This is a genomic window from Aeromonas sp. Y318-1, assembly GCF_027706125.1.
Taxonomy (GTDB): domain Bacteria; phylum Pseudomonadota; class Gammaproteobacteria; order Enterobacterales; family Aeromonadaceae; genus Aeromonas; species Aeromonas hydrophila.
The window spans coordinates 257,564-276,636 of record NZ_JAPDCM010000004.1 but is presented as its reverse complement, the minus strand read 5'-3'; the positions used below and the strand labels follow the sequence as shown (position 1 = coordinate 276,636).

Here is a 19,073-nt window from a genome sequence, read left to right as displayed (position 1 = left end):
GTCTAGCCGCGCCAGGCCGAAGTCAGGCGCACCAGCTCCACCAGGGTGGTGACCGCTTTTTCCATGGATTGCAGCGGGATGAACTCGTGCTTGCCGTGGAAGTTGTGGCCGCCGGTAAACAGGTTGGGGCAGGGCAGCCCCATAAAGGAGAGCCGCGCGCCGTCGGTACCGCCGCGAATGGGTTTGATCCTCGGGGTGACGTCGGCGGCCAGCATGGCGGCCTTGGCCAGCTCGACGATGTGCATGTGCGGCTCGATCTGGCTGCGCATGTTGCGATAGCTGTCGGTCAGGGTGAGCTCGATGCGCGCCCTTGGGGCCTCCAGCTGCAGCGAGGCGACCCGCTCCTTGAGCTGGGCCTTGCGGGCGGCGAAGCCCTCGTCGTCGAAGTCGCGGATGATGTAGTGCAGACTGGTCTCTTCCACTGTGCCGTTCATCTGGGCCAGGTGGAAGAAGCCCTGATAGCCGTCGGTCGCCTCCGGGGTCTGCTCGGCGGGCATGGCGGTGTGGAAGCGGGCGGCCAGGGTCTGGCTGTTGATCATGCTGCCCTTGGCGGTGCCGGGGTGCACGTTGTTGCCGATAAAGCGCACGGTGGCGCCGGCGGCGTTGAAGTTCTCGTACTCGAGCTCACCCAGCTCGCCGCCGTCTACCGTATAGGCCCATTTGGCCGGGAAGCGGTCCAGCGGGAAGCGGTCAGCGCCGCGGCCTATCTCCTCGTCCGGGGTAAAACCGACCCAGACATCGCCACGGGGGATCTCGGGATGGGCCAGCAGGTGGTCGATGGCGGTGAGGATCTCGGCGATGCCCGCCTTGTCGTCAGCCCCCAGCAGGGTGCTGCCGTCGGTGGTGATGAGATCCTGCCCCAGGTAGTTTTTCAGGAAGCGGTAATCGCGAATGGCCAGCACCTCATCCCCCTTGCCCAGACAGATGTCGCCGCCCTGATAGTTTTCGATGATCTGGGGCACCACGTGCGCCGCCTCGTAGTCGGCGGTATCCATGTGGGCGATGAGGCCGATGGCCGGCGCGTCCGGCTGGTTGCCCGGCAGGCAGGCGGTGAGGTAGCCGTATTGGTCCAGGGTGACCCGGCTCAGTCCCATCTGCTGCATCTCGTCGCACAAGGCGCGGGCGAAGACGAGCTGTCCCTCGCTGCTGGGACAGGCGGGATTGGTCGCATCGGAGCGGGTATGAAAAGTCACGTAACGCAGAAAACGCTCAAGCAAGGTATCCATTGGCAAGCCTCGTACCGGTGGGGAGGGGCCATTGTGGCCAATCTAGCGGCGCGGCTTTTTGCGTCAGCGCAGTTTTTGCCGCATTTTTTGGCGAAGATCTGGCTGTAAACGTGTAAGGTGGTTCAGGCTGTGGTTGTTGATATCAAACGCAGCATAAAATATCTAATTGCTGACATTTTTAAGCGGCTTGTGATGTGGCCAGACAGGCGCTCAGCACTGAGGGGGTCGGGGGCGACAACGGATGGCGCAAACCGGCGTTATTTTCAGGGTGGAAAAGAGGGGATAGACGGACTTCTTCCCCCGCGTGCCAGGCCTGCTGGCAGCAAGATTTGATCGCCTTATTAAAAGCAGTTTTTGAACACTATTTTTTATTGTCACCGCTGGCGGTAAGTGTGTACACTCCGCGCCGATCCAAGGGTAACCCTGAGCAGGCAGAGGCCGCCAGACTCCCGGAAGATCAGACGCCTATAGGGCGAGGCACGCAGCAACGACAGACACTGCTAGGGTATGGTTTCTTTAATACCGGTTAGGCTCCGGTATCAGGGAGAACAACGGACACTCAATGTCCAGCTGACCGAGTGAGCCAACGGCTCATCATCTTCCCTTGTCATGGGCGGTCACTGGTGCTGAGCTGGCTGTGGTTGTTGTCGTCTATCAACACGCACGCGTGCTGACGCCTTCGCTTCTCTTCCTTGAAACCTTCCCTTGCTGTCGTGATGGCTGCCGAATGATGAACGGACCGCGTGGCTGATGCTGTCCGTCATCAAAGTACCGCGGCGCTGTTAGCGCAGCACCGCATACCGTTGAGCTTGATGTAAAGCCACCAGCCCCACATCAAGACTCGTTACTTCCCCAAGATCCACCAGGCAGCCTAGGCTTGCCGCGATGTGCAAGGGATGTGACGGAAGGGCCCGGGTCAACCCGCCGCGTAGTGCGCGCAGGTTGCAGGCGTCGCCCTTCCCGAGCCGGCAGGCCGCCTCGGCGCGCCGCACCTTGTCATCGATGGTCTGGATGTGATTGAGGGTAACGAAGGCGGCCACCGGCCGCTCATTTGCGAGGCATAGCCCATGACTAACTGGTCCAGCAAGGACTCCTTGAAGGTCTACAACGTTCCCTACTGGGGTGCGGGTTTTTTCAACATCAATGACGCCGGTCATGTGACCGTCGCTCCCGACAAATCACGCCCTGATGCACAGATCGTGCTCTCCGACGCCATCGAACAGTTGCGTCAATCCGGGCTGACCACTCCGGTACTGCTGCGTTTCCCCGACATCCTCAAGAGTCGGGTCGATGCGCTGTTCAACGCCTTCGGTCAGGCCATCGAGAAGTCAGGCTATGAAGGGGACTACCTGTGCGTTTACCCGATCAAGGTAAACCAGCAGCGTCGCGTCATCGAGACCATCAGCCAGTCCTACAGCGACAAGCCCCGGCTTGGCCTGGAAGCTGGTTCCAAACCGGAACTGCTGGCCGTGCTGTCCCATCACCATGAGCAAGGCTCGGTGATCGTCTGCAACGGTTACAAAGACCGCGAATATATCCGCCACGCCCTGCTGGGCAACCTGATGGGCCACAAGGTCTACATCGTGGTGGAGAAGCCCTCCGAGCTGGAAATGGTGCTGGACGAGTCAGCTCGTCTCAACATCAAGCCCAACATCGGGGTGCGTGCCAAGCTCGCTTCCACTGGCTCCGGCATGTGGGAATCGAGCGGTGGCTCCATGTCCAAATTCGGTCTGTCCGCCTCCCAGATCCTGGCGCTGATCGAGCGTCTGCGCGGGCTGGGCAAGCTGGACTGCCTGCAACTGCTGCACTTCCACCTGGGTTCCCAGATCGCCAACATCCGCGATATTCAGGGCGGCATCCGCGAGTGCGGCCGTTTCTACGCCGAACTGCGTCGCCTCGGTGCCAACATCGAAGTGGTTGACGTCGGTGGCGGCCTGGGGGTGGACTACGAGGGAACCCGTTCCCAGAGCCACTGCTCCGCCAACTACAGCCTCTCCGAGTACGCCAACAACGTGGTGTGGGGCATCGGCGATGTCTGCCGCGAGTTCGATTTGCCACATCCGACCATCATCAGCGAGTCCGGCCGTGCCCTGACCGCTCACCACGCCGTGCTGGTTACCAACATCATTGGTGCCGAAGGGGTGGAGATGAACGACATCAGCGCTCCGGACGAGGATGCGCCCACCATTCTGCAGAACATGTGGAAAGGCTGGCTGGACCTGCGCAGCGAAGATCCCTCCCTGCTGGAGATCTTCCACGACTCGGTGGCTGACCTCGGTGACGTCAACACCCAGTACACCATGGGCCTGCTCAATCTGGAGCAACGCGCCTGGGCCGAGATGCTGCACCAGAACACCTGTCTGGCGCTCAAAGAGCTGCTCAACCCGGTCAACCGCAACCACCGTGCGCTGGCTGACGAGCTCTCCGAGAAACTGGCTGATAAGTGCTTTGCCAACTTCTCCCTGTTCCAGTCCCTGCCGGATGCCTGGGGTATCGGTCAGGTGTTCCCGGTGATGCCGCTGGCCGGCCTCGAGCGTCCGCTCACGCGCCGTGGCATCCTGATGGACATCACCTGTGACTCCGACGGTCAGGTCGAGCACTACGTCGACGGTCTGGGGGTCGAGAGCACTCTGCCGATGCCGGTCTACGGCGAGCACGAAGAGTGCCACGTCGGCTTCTTCCTGGTGGGTGCCTATCAGGAGATCCTGGGGGATCTGCACAACCTGTTCGGTGACACCCACTGCGCGGAAGTGTGGCTCGATGACGAAGGCAAGATGGACATTCGCAACGTGGTGCGCGGCGACACCGTCGACCAGCTGCTGCGTTACGTCAACATCGACCCGTCCGTCATCCGCGAGAACTACCAGCGCATCGTCTCCCACCCGGCGCTGGACGACGCGACCCGCAAGGCCCTGCTCGACGAGCTGGAGCTGGGTCTGCAAGGCTACGCCTACCTGGAAGACGAATAAGCCCAAGGCTTGTTCACCCGCACCGCGAGACCACGTGGCGCGGAGATAAAAAACGGCGCCTGCGGGCGCCGTTTTTGTTGCGCACGATCCGCCGCAGCAGGCGCTGGTGGGGTGAGTCTTTGGCTGGGGCGGATGACGGTTTTGGTCCCATGGGCCGCAGATCCGGCAGATATCCGGGGCGGCCGTCGCTTCCCTTGATCTGCATCAAGTTTGCCGCGGCCCGGTTATCTTACGGTCAGAGTGATGTTGAAGGGATGTAACAAAAGGATGTGCGTATGGAACTTGAAAGGGACCCGAGATGCTACACCGACGTCTGTATCGACGGTAAGTGGTATCACTACGATCACTGCAGCACCCACGTCTACATGTTGATGGGGGGCGCCGCACCGAGCCTGCAGCTCGCTTATGAGCCCAGCAGCGAAGAGGAGCTTATCGAGATGCTCCGCCAGCTCGCCTGCGGTTGAACCATATTGCTGCGGCCATCGGCAGCTTGCCGATGGCCGCGCTTCATTTATCAGCTCAATTGCCCCGCTTCTGCCCCAGCAGTCCCTTGCCGAGCTCTTGCAGGGCGATGGCCGCGGCGTAACCGGCGTCCGACTTGCCTATCTCATCGGCCACGTAGAGGAAGTTGGAGCGATACTTCTCCATCGCCTCGCGCGGGGTGGCCGCGTCGATGAAATCCTCTTCCACCTCGAACCCCTGCGCCAGCAGCGCCTCTTTCTCGGGCAGGAAGGTGGGGGAGGCCATGTCGATAAAGGTGTACTGCTGCCGGTTGGAGGCCGGGATAGAGAAAAACTGGTACTTCGCCATTTGCGATACCTCGCCTGAACGGTTGTGTCGTGATGCGAGCTTCCTCTCGCCGAACTTTCGTCGCACTGTTTCTCGGGCGTCGAACTGATCCCCGGGCCTGTTGCAGGCAATAAAGGTAACGTTCGAATCTTGTTGTGGCTGAAGATTACCCCGCTTTATCCTCATCGCACAATGGGTAGTCGATACTTTTTTCGCCAAGAAAAACAACGCTGCCCGATCGTCTGAATTGGCAAAAAAAACCAGCCCCGGCAGGGGGCTGGCGATGGCGTGGGTGACGGGCGCTGGCTCAGAGCACGAAGCTTTGCACCATGGCACGCAGCTGCTCGGTGAGCTGGTGGATCTGGCGGGCGGCGTCGCGGGCGGCGTTGGCCACCTGCAGCGCCTCGTCGCTGCCATCGGAGATGCGCACCACGTTGCGCTCTATCTCGTTGACCACGGCCCCCTGCTGCTCGATGGCGCTGGCGATCACCGAGTTGGTGTCGACCATGAAGCCCACCCGCTCGGTGATGGCGCCAAAGGCCTGCTGGGCCTCCTGGGCCAGACCGACCCCCTCCTGCGCCTCGCGGCTGGCCGCCGACATGGCGCTGACCGAGGCGCGGGCGCCGGTTTGCAACTGCTCGATCATCTGCTGGATCTCGACCGTGGCCCCCTGGGTGCGGTTGGCCAGAGAGCGCACCTCGTCGGCCACTACCGCGAAGCCGCGCCCCTGCTCGCCGGCGCGGGCCGCCTCGATGGCGGCGTTGAGCGCCAGCAGGTTGGTCTGCTCGGCGATGCCGCGGATCACCCCGATGACGCCACCAATCTGGCTGCACTGCTGCTCCAGCTGGCCGATGGTCTCGGCGGTGCGCAGCACCTCGCGGTTGATGTGGTCGATGGCCTTGATGGTACGCTCGACCACCGCCTCGCCCTGACCCACCACAGCCTGCGCTTCCTGGGTCATGCGGGCGGCCTGCTGGGCGTTGCCTGCCATGTCGTGGGAGGTGGCGGCCAGCTCCTTGATGGCGGTGGCCACCTGATGGGTCTCCCCTTGCTGATCGGCGATCACCTCCTGGGAGCGGCAGGTCCGCGCTTCGATTTCGGTGGCGCTCTCCACCACGCTGACGCCGTTCTCCCGCACCCGCAGCATCAGGGTGCGCAGGGTCTGCAGAGTCACGTTGTAATCCCGGCTGATGGCGGCCAGCTCATCCTGGCCGACGATCTCGATCTGCTGGCTGAGATCCTGGGCGTTGACCCTGGCGGCGATCTCCCGCACCCGGCCCACGGTGCCGCGCAAGGAGAGGTAGGCGCCGATCATCAGGTAGAGATAGACCAGCAGGATGGCGGTCAGCGGCCCGGTCACCCACCAGAAGTGACGCTGGTTGGCGGTCATGCGCTGGTGCAGATCCGCCTCCAGCCGCTGGCGCACCTGACCGGCCAGCGCCGTGATGGCGGCATCCAGCCCATCCCCCAGCGCCAGCACCTCCTTGCTGGAGAGCTGCACCTGCTGATCCTTCATCATCTTGTTTTCCAGGGTATCGACCCCCTGATGGGCCTGCTGCAGCAGGGCGTCGGTCTGCTGGCCGAGCTCGCTGCGATAGGCGGGCGCCATTTCATAGAGCAGGGTCAGGTCGGCCTCCAGCTCCTGCAGGGTGGCGTTGATGAGGTCGAGGCGAAAGCGCAGGGCGCTATACCCTTGGGCCTGAAACAGGCCGAAGTCGGCGATGGTGGCGGCCCGATCCCGCACCTGGGCCAGCAGATCGCGCAGCTGGGGTAGCCGCTCGCTGGCGAGCACCACCATGTAGTAGGTGCCGAGCGCGGGATCCTGCACCAGGCTGCTGGCGGCGGTGATGCTCTTGTAGAGGTGGCGCACCTCGGTCAGCAGCTTGTCGTGGCGCAGGTTGCTCTGATCCACCTCGAGCCCGAGCGCCTCGCTTTGCAGGCTGGACCACTCCTGGGCGAGGGTATCGAACACGGGGTTTTGCTGTTTGGTGGCGGCGAAGGCGGCCAGGCTTGCATCGACGGCCCGGGCCGCGGCCTTGACCTCCTCTTCGCCGACCGGGTTTTGCTCATAGCCGTGCCGGGTGACCAGGTTGCGATGGGTCAGCAGGGCCTGCTCGATGGCGGGCAGCGGCGCCAGCTTGACCACGCCGGCCAGCTCCTTGCGGGCCTGGGCGTTGTCATCCTGCAGCCGACCCAGCAGGTTGGTCATGCTGTAGGCGAGCGGCAGCAGCATCAGGCAGGACCAGAGCAAAAACTTGTATTTGAAGGAGAGCTGATTGCCGAGCCGGATGGCGGGCGTGAATATCCATTTCATATGAAGCCTCGGGCCCCGACGGGGCGTGTAGCGGGATGGCAGGATATTACTCCTCGCCGGGTGGCTCGGCTGAGGGCGGGGTGGAAGTTGTGATCCCCTTGGCTTTTTCCCGTGGCGAGGGGGCTGAATGGGTCAGAAAAACGGGCCACCCTGAGGGTAGCCCGTTGCCGATGGGAGAAGGTCGCGGCTCAGTTGAACGCCAGGAAGGGCGAGACGCAGAGCAGCAGGCCGGTGACAATGATGATGTAGAGGGAGACCCCCTTGTACTTGTGCAGCGCCGGTACCTGATAGACCAGATAGGCCGGGATAAGGCACCCCACCATGCCGAAGATGGGGCTGCAGATGGAGGTGAAGCTCAGCACCGGGGCGTTGAGCACGATGGCCCCCCAGGAGAGCAGCACGGTGAACAGCATGATGCCCTTGCCCACCAGCCCCTTGTTGATGCGATCTTCCGGCATCACCCGGCGCAGCAGGTTCATCGCCAGTCCCTGGCAGGCTTCACGAAAGCCCAGGTAGACGCCGAAGTAGGCGGTCATCACCGCGAAGATGTTGAGGGTGAGGCTGAGCAGCTTGAGGGTCTGGCCCGGCATGCCCTGGGCCACCATGGCCAGCGCCGAGATGTTCTCCTCGGAGGCCTTGACCGCCTGCTCGTGGCCCATGGCCAGGGTGAAGGAGACGGCGTAGAAAAAGACCACCACGAACAGGATGCCAAAGGCGATGTTCATGGCGCGCATCGCCTTGAAGCGGGCCACTTCCAGGGATTTTTCCCGCGAGCGGTAGGAGATCACCATGGGGCTCAGACTCTGGATGAAGAGAATGGAGGTGAGGGTGAAGGGGAGCATGACGATGGCATCCTTCAGCCAGTCACCGCTGGCCGGCATGGCGGTGATGTTGGCGGCATCCCACTTGCCCACCATCATCAGGCCGAGCACGGCCACCACGCTGATCTTGGTCAGCACCATGAAGGTGGAGATCTTGAACAGCAGGTTTTCGCCGCGCGAGGCCAGCGCCACCAGGGCGCAGATCAGTACCAGCCCGTAGAAGGGATTCTCGGAGAGCAGTTGCTGGGTGACCCCGAAGCTTTGCAGGAAGGAGGCGCTGTCATTGGTGATGGCGGTGGAGTAGACGAATACCCAGATCACCAGCATCACGAAGTAGAGGGCGCCAAGCAGCACGCCCCAGTTTTTGCCGAGGTAGCCGCTGATGACGCTGGGGTAGTCCTTGCACTCGGGCGAGGTGGCCAGGGTATTGATGAAGAGGCGCTGGAACATGTACATGGCCGGGTAGCCGATCACCGCCGACAGCAGAAACACCCACAGCCCCATCAGTCCCACCTGCACCGGCAAAAAGACGATCCCCGCCCCGATGGCCATGCCGATGCTCATGATGACCCAGCCCCAGTCGGTGCTGTCAAAACGAACCGCTTCTTTCCATTCCAGCGTGCCCATCACGGGCCGGGTGAGTGTCGTACTGTGCGCGTCCATAAAATACCTTGTTTTTGTAGGGGTAAAAATCAGGCGCAAATATAGTTGAATGAAAAGCGGCAAAACAATGCTTTTTATCGCTCTTCTACCTAAAGAGGGAGACAGATCACGCTTTCAATTTGCGCCTGCTACCGAATTTATCGCTGTTTTTGCAGGTTTTAGTTGAATGGAATGCCTAATAAGCAAATAATGTTGAACAAGACGAGACTATTGATTGCAAAAATAATTGCATTTTAAGGAGTGGCAATATGAAAAAGATCATCGTGGCAGAAGCCGCACCCGATGCCATCGGTCCCTACAGCCATGGCACTGCCTATGGCGACCTCATCTTTACCTCCGGCCAGCTGCCGGTGTGCAAGCAGCAGGGCGGCGTGGTGGAAGGGGGCATCGAAGCCCAGAGCCGTCAGGCGCTGGAGAACCTCAAGCATGTCTTGGAGGCCGCCGGCGGCAACCTGGATACCGTGCTCAAGACTACCTGCTATCTCGCCGAGATCAGTGACTTTGCCGCGTTCAACGAGGTTTATAAACGCTATTTCCTGAAAGATTGCCCGGCCCGCAGCTGCTTTGCGGTGAAGGATCTGCCGATGGGTGTCAGGGTGGAAGTGGAAGCGATCGCTCACATCGCTGGTTAATGTTGATAGAAAGGGTGTTCTGATGAAGCAAGCGTGGCAGCAGTATCTGCAGATTATTCAACAGGTTGTCAAACCGGCGCTGGGTTGTACCGAGCCCATCGCCGCCGCTTATGCCGCCGCCGTCGCCGCTCGGCAACTGGGCTGCAAGCCCGTCCGGCTGGAGGTGGTGGTGTCGGACAACCTCTACAAGAACTCCATGGGGGTCTATGTGCCGGGCACCGGCAAGATCGGGCTGGCCATTGCCGCTGCCGCCGGCGCCATCGGTGGTAACGCCGAGGCCGGGCTGGAGGTGCTGGCCGCCATCACGCCGGCCCAGGTCGCAGAGGCGCAGGAGCTGATCGATGCAGGCCAGGTACAGGTGAGCCGCACCTCGGCCCCCGAGTTCATCTATTGCCGGGTCCGCTTGTTGGGCCTTGATGCAGAGGGCACCGAGCACAGCGCCGAGGTGACCCTGTGTGGCGGCCATACCCGCATCGTCGAGCAGCGCCGCAATGATGAAGTGACCTTCACGGCCGAGCAGGGCCAGGGCGGCGCCACCGGTGCCATCTGCGACGGGGTCGACATCAGCATCGCCGCCATTCATGAGTTCGCCACCCAGGTGGAGTTCGAGCAGATCCGCTTTATCCTGCAGGCCTCCGAGCTCAACGGCAAACTCTCCGACGAGGGGATGAACAACCCCTACGGCCTCGAGATCGGCCGCACCATGCAGCAGAACATCCAGGCCGGCCTCATCGGCGAGGACGTGATGAACCGCATCGTGATGCGCACCGCGGCGGCCTCCGATGCCCGCATGGGGGGCGCCAGCCTGCCAGCCATGAGCAACTTTGGCAGCGGCAACCAGGGCATCGCCGCCACCATCCCGGTGGTGGTCATCGCCGAGCGCTTCGGCGCCAGCGAAGAGCAGCTGGCCCGCGCCCTCATCATGAGCCACCTGGGGGCCATCTACATCAAGTCCCACTATCCGCCGTTGTCGGCCTTTTGCGGCAACACTGTCACCAGCGCGGCGGCGGCCATGGCCATGGTCTATCTGGCGGGCGGCAGTTTCGAGCAATCCTGCCACGCCATCCAGAACGTATTGAGCGACAGCGCCGGCATGGTGTGCGATGGCGCCAAGGCCTCCTGCGCCATGAAGGTGAGCACCTCCTCCGGGGCGGCGGTGCGCGGCTTCCTGATGGCGCTCAACAGCCATGCGGTATCGGGGCAGGGGATCGTGGCGGGCAACGTGGAGCAGACCATTCGCAACGTGGGCCAGATGGTCAAAGACGGCATGTCTGCCACAGACAGCACCATTATTGATATCATGTCCGCCTGAGTGTCCCTGTCGGCTGCCGCCCTTGCCCGGGTCGGCGGCCCTTTTATAAGGTTTCAATGTGAAGCTGCAAGAGCTGAGTCAGACCGATTTCGAGATCCTCAAGGCGATGGAGATCATCGTGGACGGCATCGCCGCCATGTATGGTCAGCACACCGAGGTGCTGTTGCACAGCCTGGATGCGCGCAATCCGTCGATCATCAAGATTGCCAACGGCCATATCACGGGGCGCAGCGTCGGTGCCCCCATCACCAACCTGGCGATGATGAAACTCAAGAGCGGGCAGGATATCTCCAGCCCCTACATGACCAAGTGCGCCACCGGCAAGACCCTGCGCTCGCTCACCACCGTCATTCGCAATGGCGAGGGGCAGGCCATCGGTCTGCTCTGCATCAACACCGACATGGATGCCCCGCTGCAATCCGTGCTGCGCACCATGATGCCGGAGTGCCTGCACGGCCACGATGGTCATGCCACCCCGGAGGTGTTTGCCCGCAACATCGACGAGGCCCTCAACAGCACCATCGACACCGTCAGTGCCGAGGTGCGCGGCAACGAGGCGGTGCCCCCGTCCCAGAAGACCCGGGTCATGGTCAACCAGCTGCACGAGCTCGGCATCTTCGAGCTCAAAGACAGCGCCCAGATAGCGGCCCGCCAGCTCGGCATCTCGGTTCACTCCATCTACCGCTATCTGCGGGAGATCAAGAAGGGCTGAGCGCGCGGCGCCAGCCAGCATTAACGGGTCAGCATTGACCCGTTTTGTTTTTTTACGCCCCCCGCCCGCGCCTTGGCTGCCTCTGTGCATCTGTTATCATGCCTCTTCTGTTTTTGTTATCTCATTGAACCTGCTGGAGAAACCATGTCCCGTACCCTCTATCTGCTGCGCCACGGCCAGACCCGTTACAACGCCGAACTGCGGCTGCAGGGGCGCTGCAACTCCGAACTGACCGCCAAGGGGGAAGCCCAGGCCCTCGCCATGGGAGCTCGTCTGGCCAAGCTGCTGGTCGAGCCCGCCGACTGGACCCTTTACGCCAGCCCCCTTGGTCGGGCGCGCCAGACCGCGGAGCGGGTGTGCCAGCAACTTGGCCTGGACCAAGCGCATATCGTCTGGGACGAGCGGCTGGTGGAGTTGGGGATGGGAGAGTGGGAGAGTCGCCGGGTGCCCGAGCTGCTGGCGGCCCACCCTGAGCTCGATCTGGAGCAGCCAGACTGGTATCTGCAGGCCCCCGAGGGGGAGAGTTCTCAGAGCATTCAAGGCCGGGCGCTGAGCTGGCTGCAGGATGAGCGTATCGCCGAGCGCGCCATCGTGGTCTCCCACGGGTTGTTTGGGGCCATGCTGCGCGGCGCCTATGCGGAACTGGACTACACCACCACCTGGCTGCAGGAGCTGCCGCAGGATGCCTTCTTCAAACTGAGCGGTGGCCGCATCGAGCGGATCCCCTGCTGACCCCAAAACAGCTCGCCATCGGCGAGCCGTTTTTTTATGAGCGAAGCAGGCGCGTTATTCTCGCACCAGCCTGGGCAGCGCCTGGTAAAGGGCCTCACGCTTTTGTGCCTGGTTGACGCCATAGTGCAGCTCACGGTGGCAATTAGGGCAGAGCGCCACCGTGTTGCTAATGGTATCCGAACCCCCTTCGGCGAGTGTGCGCAGATGATGCACCTCTAAGAAGGCGTCCCCTGTGGTGGCATGAAAAGGGGCCGGTTGGGCGCAGCTTTCGCAGTGGCCCGCCGCCGTCATCAATACCCAAGCCTTCACCTTTGGATCCCGCCCATAGCTAGGGTTGGCTCCATAACGCTGCTGTGGTTCTTGGATGCCGATGGGCGTGGGGAGTACTGGCTTGATCTTGTAGCGGCTCACTTGATGCTCAAAGGCAGCCTTGCCGGTATAGGGTTGGCCATCGAGTTCACAGAGCAGGCGCTCTATGATGGGGGCATTGTGGGGGCCCACGTTTTTAGCCGGCTTGAGACCAGATACCCAGGTCCGTCCTAGCAGGGCGCAGATATAGGAGATGTTCTGCATTCGATACTCGAATGCCTTCTCGGTGCGGCCAAACTGGTTAGCGAGTTCGGTGTAATAGCGCTTTTTGACGAAGGGGACGCCATTTTGCTCCATGGTGCGCATCGCCAGATAGGCGCTGACCGTTGCCCTTAGTTCCTCTTCTGTCCATGTCCCGCGCAAAACTGGCTCCTCAGCCCTGTTTCTCGGTCGCCTCAAGCCCCGATTTGATCGGGATGGCCCCATCCGAGTTACCTGATATGGCGCGCATCTTAATCCAATCGACACCTTATTTCAGCTGTGTTGGCACAATAATGTGTGCATCATCAAGCAATTAGCTGATAGTAAGCAGTAGGCTAGAGTGGGTCCTTTCGTTGAGGACTTAGAGTAGGGGAGTTACAAACGTCAATTCACCCAGGTCAACCACAAGGAGGTGGTGATGGATCCGGTTTCTTATCTTTTCTCGGCTTATCTCAATCTGGTACAGCAGCAGGTATCGGATATTTATGGCACTGAGCTCAAGTCGCTGGTGGTGGAGTATGAGGGGGAACAAATCCCCTTTGCCTTCCAGTTTTGGCAGCTGCAGCCGAAAAGCGTCTGCCGCAGCTACGAGCAGGATGCACGGCGCTTCAGCCAATGCACCGTCAAGGCGGCAGCGCTATTTAGCAAGCTGTGTGATCAGTTGTCGCGCCAGGACGACAGCCACTCGCAGCAGCCTCAGTATCGCGCCATGTATTGCGCAGCTTCAGTTAACTACCGCCCCATGATCGCCGACATTCGCGAGAGTAAACCGGATGCTGCCCGGCAGGCCGAACGCGCCTGCAATCAGGCCATTCTGGCTGCGATGGACAGTGATGATGAAACCCTGCTGGCCCAGCGTGATCAGGCGTGTCGCACCCAACAGTGAAAGCCACCGCCGCCTTCACTCAGCTAGCGGCTTTACTCGGCCATCTTTGCGCCATTCGGCACAGTTGCCAGGTGGGCACTTGGGTATGATGAGGGTGCCCACAGACCCGTCTGCCGGGCCAGCGTTATCGACACACATCAGCCAGGAGGGGACATGATCAGCCATATCGACCATCTGGTATTGACGGTCAATGATATCGAGCGAGCCGTCGGGTTTTACAGCTCAGTGCTCAACATGGAAGCCATCACCTTCGGGGCAGGGCGCCGGGCCCTGCGCTTTGGCAACCAGAAGATCAATCTGCAACTGCTGGGGCAGGAGCCGCGCAACCGGGCGCAGGTGGGCTCGGGGGATCTCTGCCTCATCACCCGCTGGCCGCTGGAACAGGTCATCGCCCAGCTCCATTGCCACGGGGTGGAGATAGTAGAGGGGCCGGTAACCAAGAGCGGGGCCTGCGGCCCCATCGAGTCGGTCTACTGCTTGGATCCGGATCAGAACCTGATTGAGATCAGCCGCTATCCCTGATGGCGCTTGGCATTGGGTGACGGCCGGTGGATACCGCCCTGCCGGGGCGATTGGGGCAAGTGGTGAGAGGCCCCGTGCTGGCCCCATCCTGACGCACAGGCGCAACGGGTCCTGGCAAGGGCTCTAGAAGGGAGCTTCGCTCTCCTGCACATCCTGTAGAAACTGTTCCCGCTCCGCCTGATAGGCGGCTTCGTCTTCGCTGTCCCAGACCGGGGTTGGCTGCTTGCCCGCCGGCGGTTGGGCTGGCGCGGTCAGCGTCTCTATCACCTTCTGCTGCAGATAGGGGAAGAAGGGGTTGGAGGAGGTACGGGTGAGGGCGCCGGGGTTGACGATCAGCACCCCGCGCTCACCGCGCAGGGCCAACCCTCCCAGATTGATGCCGTATTGCTCGCGCTGCTCGGGCCTTGGCGCCATGCCGTAGAGGGGGTCATCCATCGGAAAGGGCAGGGCCACGTGGGAGAGGGAGTAGATCTCCCTGGGGTAGTCGATGTCGAGGGGCTGGATCTGCTCAGGTCCGCCACCGGCCGGCAAACTGCTGGCCTGGGTGCGGGTGCTGGCGGGCGCCTGGTTGCCCACCACCGTCAGCCGGTAGGAGAGCGGCGGGCGCGGCAGCAGGTGGCTCAGCGCCAGCTCGGAGGCGCTGCTCAGCAGCGGGCCGAACAGGGTGCCACGGTTGATGTCGAACAGCACCAGCTCGCTGCCGTTGGCAGGCAGAAAGTGATAGAGATCGGCGATGATGGAGCGGGTACTGACGGTGTAGTCCATCACCGACTGGAAGGTGAGGGTGGGCGGGAAGGCCGCCAACTCGCCGCTGGCGGCCTGCTCACGCACCTGCTGCTGGATGGCGTGGGTCAGCCGGTAAGACTGGCGCGCGCCGTTGACCGGAAACGAGTTGTACTTGAAGGGGTTGAACTCCGGCATGGTGTCGAGCCAGGCGGCGCTGGCAAAGGCGGGCAGCAGGGCGGGCACCGCCTTGAGGCCGGCGAAGCGGGCAAAGCGGGTGACCCCTATCATGGGGGAGATAAGCACCAGCCGATCGGGCCTTGCCAGTGCCCCTGTCTTGTCACCTTCCGCATCGAGCGCATATTTTACCGCCAGCGCGCCGCCGTTGGAAAACCCCACCAGATGCAGCGGCAGCGGGCTTGGCGCCAGTACCCTGGCCTCGCGCACCGCCAGCCGGGTGGCGGCCAGCCAGGTCTCCCAGTCGATGTCGATCAGCCCGGCCGGCACGGTGCCGTGGCCCGGAATGCGCAGCCCCAGGGCGATGAAGCCCTGCTCGCGGTAGCGCTGGGCCAGGTGGCGCAGGCTGTAGGGGGAGTCGGTCAAACCGTGCAGGAACACCGCCACCCCTTTTACCTCGCCGCTTGGCCGCAGCAGATAGGAGCGGTTCCAGTCGGTTGCAAAATGAGCCGGATTGATGGGGGCATCCTGATAGTAGCGATTGCTGTCGAGCTGCTGCTCCGGCGGCGTTCTGGCGATCACCTCCTTGGTCACCAGCTCGAACAGCTGCTGCTCGTGGGCCAGATAGGCCTGCCAGTCGCTGTTATCGAGCTGCTCGGCGCTGAGCTCGGGTGGCACCAGGGTGTGCCAGGGCTGCAGCGGCGCTGCCTGCCAGGCGAAGTAGGCTACCAGGGCCCAGCCGAGCAACAGCAAGCCCAGCAGGCTGAGAAGAAGGCGGCGAACGAGGCGGCGGGTGCGAGCCAGCATGGGAGAGTCCTTGGCACTGATAAAAGAGGGGCGACCCCGCGTCCACGGCGGCTGTACTAAGGGTCGAAAGCTGGCTTAAAGCCTAATGGAAACAAGGTGATAAGTACAGACAGTGAGCAGTTCATCCAATCAAACAGAGGGCAGCTCCTGGGCTGCCCTCTGTGGTACGTGGATCCGTCCGTGCGGTCGCTGACGGCGTCAGCAGACCCCCTGGGCCAACATGGCGTCGGCCACCTTGACGAAGCCGGCGATGTTGGCGCCGCTTTCGTAGTTCACGTGACCCGTCTCATCCTGGCCATAGTGCACGCAGGTGGCGTGGATGCTGGTCATGATCCCCTTGAGGCGGGCATCCACCTCCTCCCGGCTCCAGCAGAGGCGCTGGGCATTCTGGCTCATCTCGAGGCCCGAGGTGGCGACCCCGCCGGCGTTGGCGGCCTTGCCCGGGGCAAACAGCACCTTGGCCTCGTGCAGGCGGCGGATGGCGGCGGCGCTGCTCGGCATGTTGGCCCCCTCGGCCACCAGTTGCACACCATTGGCAATCAAGGTGACGGCGTCCGACTCATCCAGCTCGTTCTGGGTGGCGCAGGGCAGGGCGACGTCCGTCGGCAGATGCCAGGGGGTGCGGCCGTTGAAAAACTCCAGCCCCTCTTCGTGGGCGTAATCGGCGATGCGTTTGCGCTGCTCGTTTTTGAGCACCATCAGCCGCGCCAGCTTCTCGGGGGTAAAGCCCGCCGGATCGTAGACGGTGCCGCCAGAGTCGGAGGCGGTGATGACCCGGGCGCCGAGGGCCATCGCCTTCTCGATGGCGTACTGGGCCACGTTGCCTGAGCCCGACACAGAGACCGTCATGCCATCCAGGGATTGTCCCCGGTTGGCCAGCATGGCCTCGACGAAATAGAGCAGGCCGTAACCGGTGGCTTCCGGGCGGATCAGGCTGCCGCCAAAGGAGAGCCCCTTGCCGGTAAAGACGCACTCGGCGCTGTTGGTGAGCTTCTTCATCATGCCCGCCATGTAGCTCACCTCGCGCCCGCCCACCCCGATGTCGCCGGCCGGTACGTCGGTGTCGGCGCCGAGGTGGCGATGCAGCTCCAGCATCAGCGCCTGGCAAAAGCGCATCACCTCACCCTCGCTCTTGCCCTTGGGATCAAAATCGCTGCCCCCCTTGCCGCCGCCCATGGGCAAGGTGGTGAGGGCATTCTTGAAGGTCTGCTCGAAGGCGAGGAACTTGAGCACCGAGGTATCCACCGAGGGGTGAAAGCGCATCCCCCCCTTGAAGGGACCGATGGCGGAGCTGTGCTGTACCCGGTAGCCCCGGTTCACCTGCACCTGGCCTCGATCATCCACCCAGCTCACCCGAAACTGGATCAGCCGCTCCGGCTCCACCAGCCGCTCCAGCAGGCCGTGCTGCAGGTAGCGGGGGTGGCGCGTCACATAAGGCCAGATGGAGGCGATCACCTCGCTCACGGCCTGAATGAACTCCGGTTGATGGGGGTTGCGGCTGGCGACCTGGGCCAGAAAATCCGCCTGGGAGAGGGAATGACTCATCTGTAACTCCTGTAGTGAAGGGTAAAAGTGGCCTCTTGCCAGAGAAAAGTGCACACCCTGCAGCCAAATTTATGGTTTTTGTCAGGCCTGGATGCAGGTGAATATTTGGTGTTTTTCGCAATTGGGCGAAAATTGTTGTGCGAATCGCCGAAAACAGCAGAAAAGAGCGCCGGAAGGGGCAGATAATTCGCGCGAATCAAAATCTTTTTATGCATTTTTGATTAATAAATAGCAAGAAAATGTTGCTGTCATTTGGCTTGGGTTATCGTTTCTTGCATATTTCATGCATCTTTATAGCGTAGCGAGAGAACCCCGCACAACGGCGGAAGTGGCCAGTGCCAGGCTGACTTCGGCGGTGCTGGCGGCAATCGAATGGTCATGCAATTCTGGGGGCTGGCCGCGTGACAGGGGGCGCATTTTGCGAGAAGGGTATGGGCCGAGTGCAACTATCCGGCGTGTGTCAGGGGGCAATATGTTAATGTGTCGGCGCTTTTTGCCGGACAGGTCGGTAGCGGCCTTTTTTGAAGATGGAATGATATGCACAATTTTGAGTTAGTGAACCGGCAGCGTGCCGCCCTGATGACCCGGATCCAGGCCGCAGGCCAGTGGCAGGTGACCCATGCTGGCTGATGAATCCATGCGCCTGAACAAATACATCAGCGAGAGCGGCATCTGCTCGCGCCGCGAGGCCGACCGCTTTATCGAGCAGGGCAACGTCTTCATCAACGGCAAGCGGGCCGGGGTGGGGGATCAGGTGTTTGCCGGGGATCTGGTCAAGGTCAACGGCCAGGTGATCGAGCCGCGCGAGGCGGACAGCCTGGTCTTCATCGTCCTGAACAAGCCGGTGGGCATCGTCTCCACCACCGAGGCGGGCGAGAAGGACAACATCGTCGACTTCGTCAACCACAGTACCCGTATCTTCCCCATCGGCCGGCTCGACAAGGACTCCCAGGGACTCATCTTCCTGACCAACCACGGCGATCTGGTCAACAAGATCCTGCGGGCGGGCAACGATCACGAGAAAGAGTATCTGGTGACCGTGGACAAGCCGGTCACCGACGAGTTTATCCGGGGCATGGGCGCCGGGGTGCCGATCCTGGGTGCCGTCACCAAGAAGTGCAAGGTGAAGAAAGAGGCGCCGTTCGTGTTTCGCATCACGCTGGTGCAGGGGCTGAACCGCCAGATCCGCCGCATGTGCGAGCACTTCGGCTTCGAGGTGACCAAGCTCGAGCGCATCCGCATCATGAACGTCAGCCTCAAGGGGCTGCCGGTGGGCGAGTGGCGGGATCTCACCGACGACGAGCTGATCGAACTGTTCAAGCTGATTGAAGACTCCTCCTCCGAGGTGAAACCGGCCAAAGGCGGGCAAGCTGCCGCCGGGCAGGGCGGTAAACCCAAGGCGTCCACCGCGCAAGCTGGCAAGTCGGCACCGGGCAAAAAACCGCGCCGGGATGATGACCACGAGATTGGCGGGCGTCCCAACGTGCCGGGGCCGTCGGCATTTGAAAGCAAGAGCCCGGCCGGCAAGGGTGCTGCCGGCAAAGGCGGCTCGGCCAAAGGTAGCGCAGGCAAAGGTGCCCCGAGCAAGGGGGCCAAACCGGCCGCCGGCAAACCGCGCGCCGGTCAGGGTGGGCGGCAGAAGAAGGGGCGCTAAGCCCCCTCTCACTCCCCGC

The 19,073-nt window shown here is 62.1% G+C and carries 17 protein-coding genes; 9 read left to right on the top strand and 8 right to left on the bottom strand.

The features are described 5' to 3' along the window. Positions 1 to 2: 2 nt before the first annotated feature. Both pepT and OKB87_RS08245 read right to left on the bottom strand, forming a co-directional pair. A complete protein-coding gene (gene pepT / locus OKB87_RS08250; protein ID WP_270827109.1) occupies positions 3 to 1,226 on the bottom strand; it encodes a peptidase T in 1,224 nt (407 codons plus the stop codon). Positions 1,227 to 2,008: 782 nt separating this feature from the next. Further along, on the bottom strand, positions 2,009 to 2,266 hold the full coding sequence (locus OKB87_RS08245) for a hypothetical protein (protein WP_270827108.1): 258 nt from the start codon (positions 2,264 to 2,266) through the stop codon (positions 2,009 to 2,011). Between the two features lie 27 nt (positions 2,267 to 2,293). On the opposite strand from OKB87_RS08245, the gene speA reads away from it, so the two are divergent. After that, positions 2,294 to 4,195 carry a biosynthetic arginine decarboxylase gene (gene speA / locus OKB87_RS08240; protein ID WP_029301340.1) on the top strand — a complete coding sequence of 634 codons (1,902 nt, stop codon included), beginning with the start codon at positions 2,294 to 2,296 and terminating at the stop codon, positions 4,193 to 4,195. Between the two features lie 275 nt (positions 4,196 to 4,470). Next, complete coding sequence (locus OKB87_RS08235) at positions 4,471 to 4,659, top strand: hypothetical protein (RefSeq protein WP_043166418.1); 189 nt, start codon at positions 4,471 to 4,473, stop codon at positions 4,657 to 4,659. Between the two features lie 55 nt (positions 4,660 to 4,714). Here the strand turns inward: OKB87_RS08235 and OKB87_RS08230 are convergent, their stop codons facing one another. From OKB87_RS08230 to OKB87_RS08220, 3 genes are all read right to left on the bottom strand, one after another. Beyond that, positions 4,715 to 5,005, bottom strand: coding sequence for a hypothetical protein (locus tag OKB87_RS08230; protein ID WP_270827107.1), 291 nt, complete (start codon positions 5,003 to 5,005; stop codon positions 4,715 to 4,717). 286 nt (positions 5,006 to 5,291) lie between these two features. Further along, positions 5,292 to 7,298 (bottom strand): methyl-accepting chemotaxis protein, encoded by a 2,007-nt coding sequence (locus OKB87_RS08225; RefSeq protein WP_270827106.1) that lies wholly within the window; start codon positions 7,296 to 7,298, stop codon positions 5,292 to 5,294. Between the two features lie 188 nt (positions 7,299 to 7,486). Then, complete coding sequence (locus OKB87_RS08220) at positions 7,487 to 8,782, bottom strand: amino acid permease (protein WP_041218311.1); 1,296 nt, start codon at positions 8,780 to 8,782, stop codon at positions 7,487 to 7,489. Between the two features lie 248 nt (positions 8,783 to 9,030). Between OKB87_RS08220 and OKB87_RS08215 the strand changes: the two genes are divergently transcribed. From OKB87_RS08215 to OKB87_RS08200, 4 genes are all read left to right on the top strand, one after another. After that, on the top strand, positions 9,031 to 9,414 hold the full coding sequence (locus OKB87_RS08215; protein WP_011705513.1) for a Rid family detoxifying hydrolase: 384 nt from the start codon (positions 9,031 to 9,033) through the stop codon (positions 9,412 to 9,414). Positions 9,415 to 9,436: 22 nt separating this feature from the next. After that, positions 9,437 to 10,726 (top strand): L-cysteine desulfidase family protein, encoded by a 1,290-nt coding sequence (locus OKB87_RS08210; protein WP_043166427.1) that lies wholly within the window; start codon positions 9,437 to 9,439, stop codon positions 10,724 to 10,726. 58 nt (positions 10,727 to 10,784) lie between these two features. After that, positions 10,785 to 11,438: a helix-turn-helix transcriptional regulator gene (locus OKB87_RS08205; RefSeq protein WP_005299461.1), complete on the top strand. Its 654-nt coding sequence runs from the start codon at positions 10,785 to 10,787 to the stop codon at positions 11,436 to 11,438. Positions 11,439 to 11,582: 144 nt separating this feature from the next. Next, a complete protein-coding gene (locus OKB87_RS08200; RefSeq protein WP_270827103.1) occupies positions 11,583 to 12,170 on the top strand; it encodes a histidine phosphatase family protein in 588 nt (195 codons plus the stop codon). A 54-nt stretch (positions 12,171 to 12,224) separates the two neighbouring features. Here OKB87_RS08200 and OKB87_RS08195 read toward each other — a convergent pair whose 3' ends face one another. Further along, positions 12,225 to 12,902 (bottom strand): HNH endonuclease, encoded by a 678-nt coding sequence (locus OKB87_RS08195; RefSeq protein ID WP_270827102.1) that lies wholly within the window; start codon positions 12,900 to 12,902, stop codon positions 12,225 to 12,227. Between the two features lie 256 nt (positions 12,903 to 13,158). Between OKB87_RS08195 and OKB87_RS08190 the strand changes: the two genes are divergently transcribed. Then, complete coding sequence (locus OKB87_RS08190) at positions 13,159 to 13,626, top strand: hypothetical protein (protein ID WP_270827101.1); 468 nt, start codon at positions 13,159 to 13,161, stop codon at positions 13,624 to 13,626. A gap of 153 nt (positions 13,627 to 13,779) precedes the next feature. Next, positions 13,780 to 14,148 (top strand): VOC family protein, encoded by a 369-nt coding sequence (locus OKB87_RS08185; RefSeq protein WP_269383705.1) that lies wholly within the window; start codon positions 13,780 to 13,782, stop codon positions 14,146 to 14,148. 123 nt (positions 14,149 to 14,271) lie between these two features. On the opposite strand, the gene OKB87_RS08180 is transcribed toward OKB87_RS08185, so the two are convergent. Then, positions 14,272 to 15,855: an alpha/beta hydrolase gene (locus OKB87_RS08180; RefSeq protein ID WP_270827100.1), complete on the bottom strand. Its 1,584-nt coding sequence runs from the start codon at positions 15,853 to 15,855 to the stop codon at positions 14,272 to 14,274. A gap of 198 nt (positions 15,856 to 16,053) precedes the next feature. Beyond that, a complete protein-coding gene (gene gdhA, locus OKB87_RS08175; RefSeq protein ID WP_270827099.1) occupies positions 16,054 to 17,400 on the bottom strand; it encodes an NADP-specific glutamate dehydrogenase in 1,347 nt (448 codons plus the stop codon). A gap of 619 nt (positions 17,401 to 18,019) precedes the next feature. Between gdhA and rluF the strand changes: the two genes are divergently transcribed. Continuing rightward, positions 18,020 to 19,054, top strand: coding sequence for a 23S rRNA pseudouridine(2604) synthase RluF (gene rluF / locus OKB87_RS08170; protein WP_270827098.1), 1,035 nt, complete (start codon positions 18,020 to 18,022; stop codon positions 19,052 to 19,054). Positions 19,055 to 19,073 lie beyond the last annotated feature (19 nt).

Coding starts and splice junctions, on each gene's coding strand:
- OKB87_RS08200 (WP_270827103.1), top strand. CDS start 11,583: ATGTCCCGTACCCTCTATCTGCTGCGCCACGGCCAGACCCGTTACAAC.
- pepT (WP_270827109.1), bottom strand. CDS start 1,226: ATGGATACCTTGCTTGAGCGTTTTCTGCGTTACGTGACTTTTCATACC.
- OKB87_RS08235 (WP_043166418.1), top strand. CDS start 4,471: ATGGAACTTGAAAGGGACCCGAGATGCTACACCGACGTCTGTATCGAC.
- OKB87_RS08190 (WP_270827101.1), top strand. CDS start 13,159: ATGGATCCGGTTTCTTATCTTTTCTCGGCTTATCTCAATCTGGTACAG.
- gdhA (WP_270827099.1), bottom strand. CDS start 17,400: ATGAGTCATTCCCTCTCCCAGGCGGATTTTCTGGCCCAGGTCGCCAGC.
- OKB87_RS08215 (WP_011705513.1), top strand. CDS start 9,031: ATGAAAAAGATCATCGTGGCAGAAGCCGCACCCGATGCCATCGGTCCC.
- OKB87_RS08220 (WP_041218311.1), bottom strand. CDS start 8,782: ATGGACGCGCACAGTACGACACTCACCCGGCCCGTGATGGGCACGCTG.
- OKB87_RS08230 (WP_270827107.1), bottom strand. CDS start 5,005: ATGGCGAAGTACCAGTTTTTCTCTATCCCGGCCTCCAACCGGCAGCAG.
- OKB87_RS08210 (WP_043166427.1), top strand. CDS start 9,437: ATGAAGCAAGCGTGGCAGCAGTATCTGCAGATTATTCAACAGGTTGTC.
- rluF (WP_270827098.1), top strand. CDS start 18,020: ATGCTGGCTGATGAATCCATGCGCCTGAACAAATACATCAGCGAGAGC.
- OKB87_RS08225 (WP_270827106.1), bottom strand. CDS start 7,298: ATGAAATGGATATTCACGCCCGCCATCCGGCTCGGCAATCAGCTCTCC.
- speA (WP_029301340.1), top strand. CDS start 2,294: ATGACTAACTGGTCCAGCAAGGACTCCTTGAAGGTCTACAACGTTCCC.
- OKB87_RS08185 (WP_269383705.1), top strand. CDS start 13,780: ATGATCAGCCATATCGACCATCTGGTATTGACGGTCAATGATATCGAG.
- OKB87_RS08180 (WP_270827100.1), bottom strand. CDS start 15,855: ATGCTGGCTCGCACCCGCCGCCTCGTTCGCCGCCTTCTTCTCAGCCTG.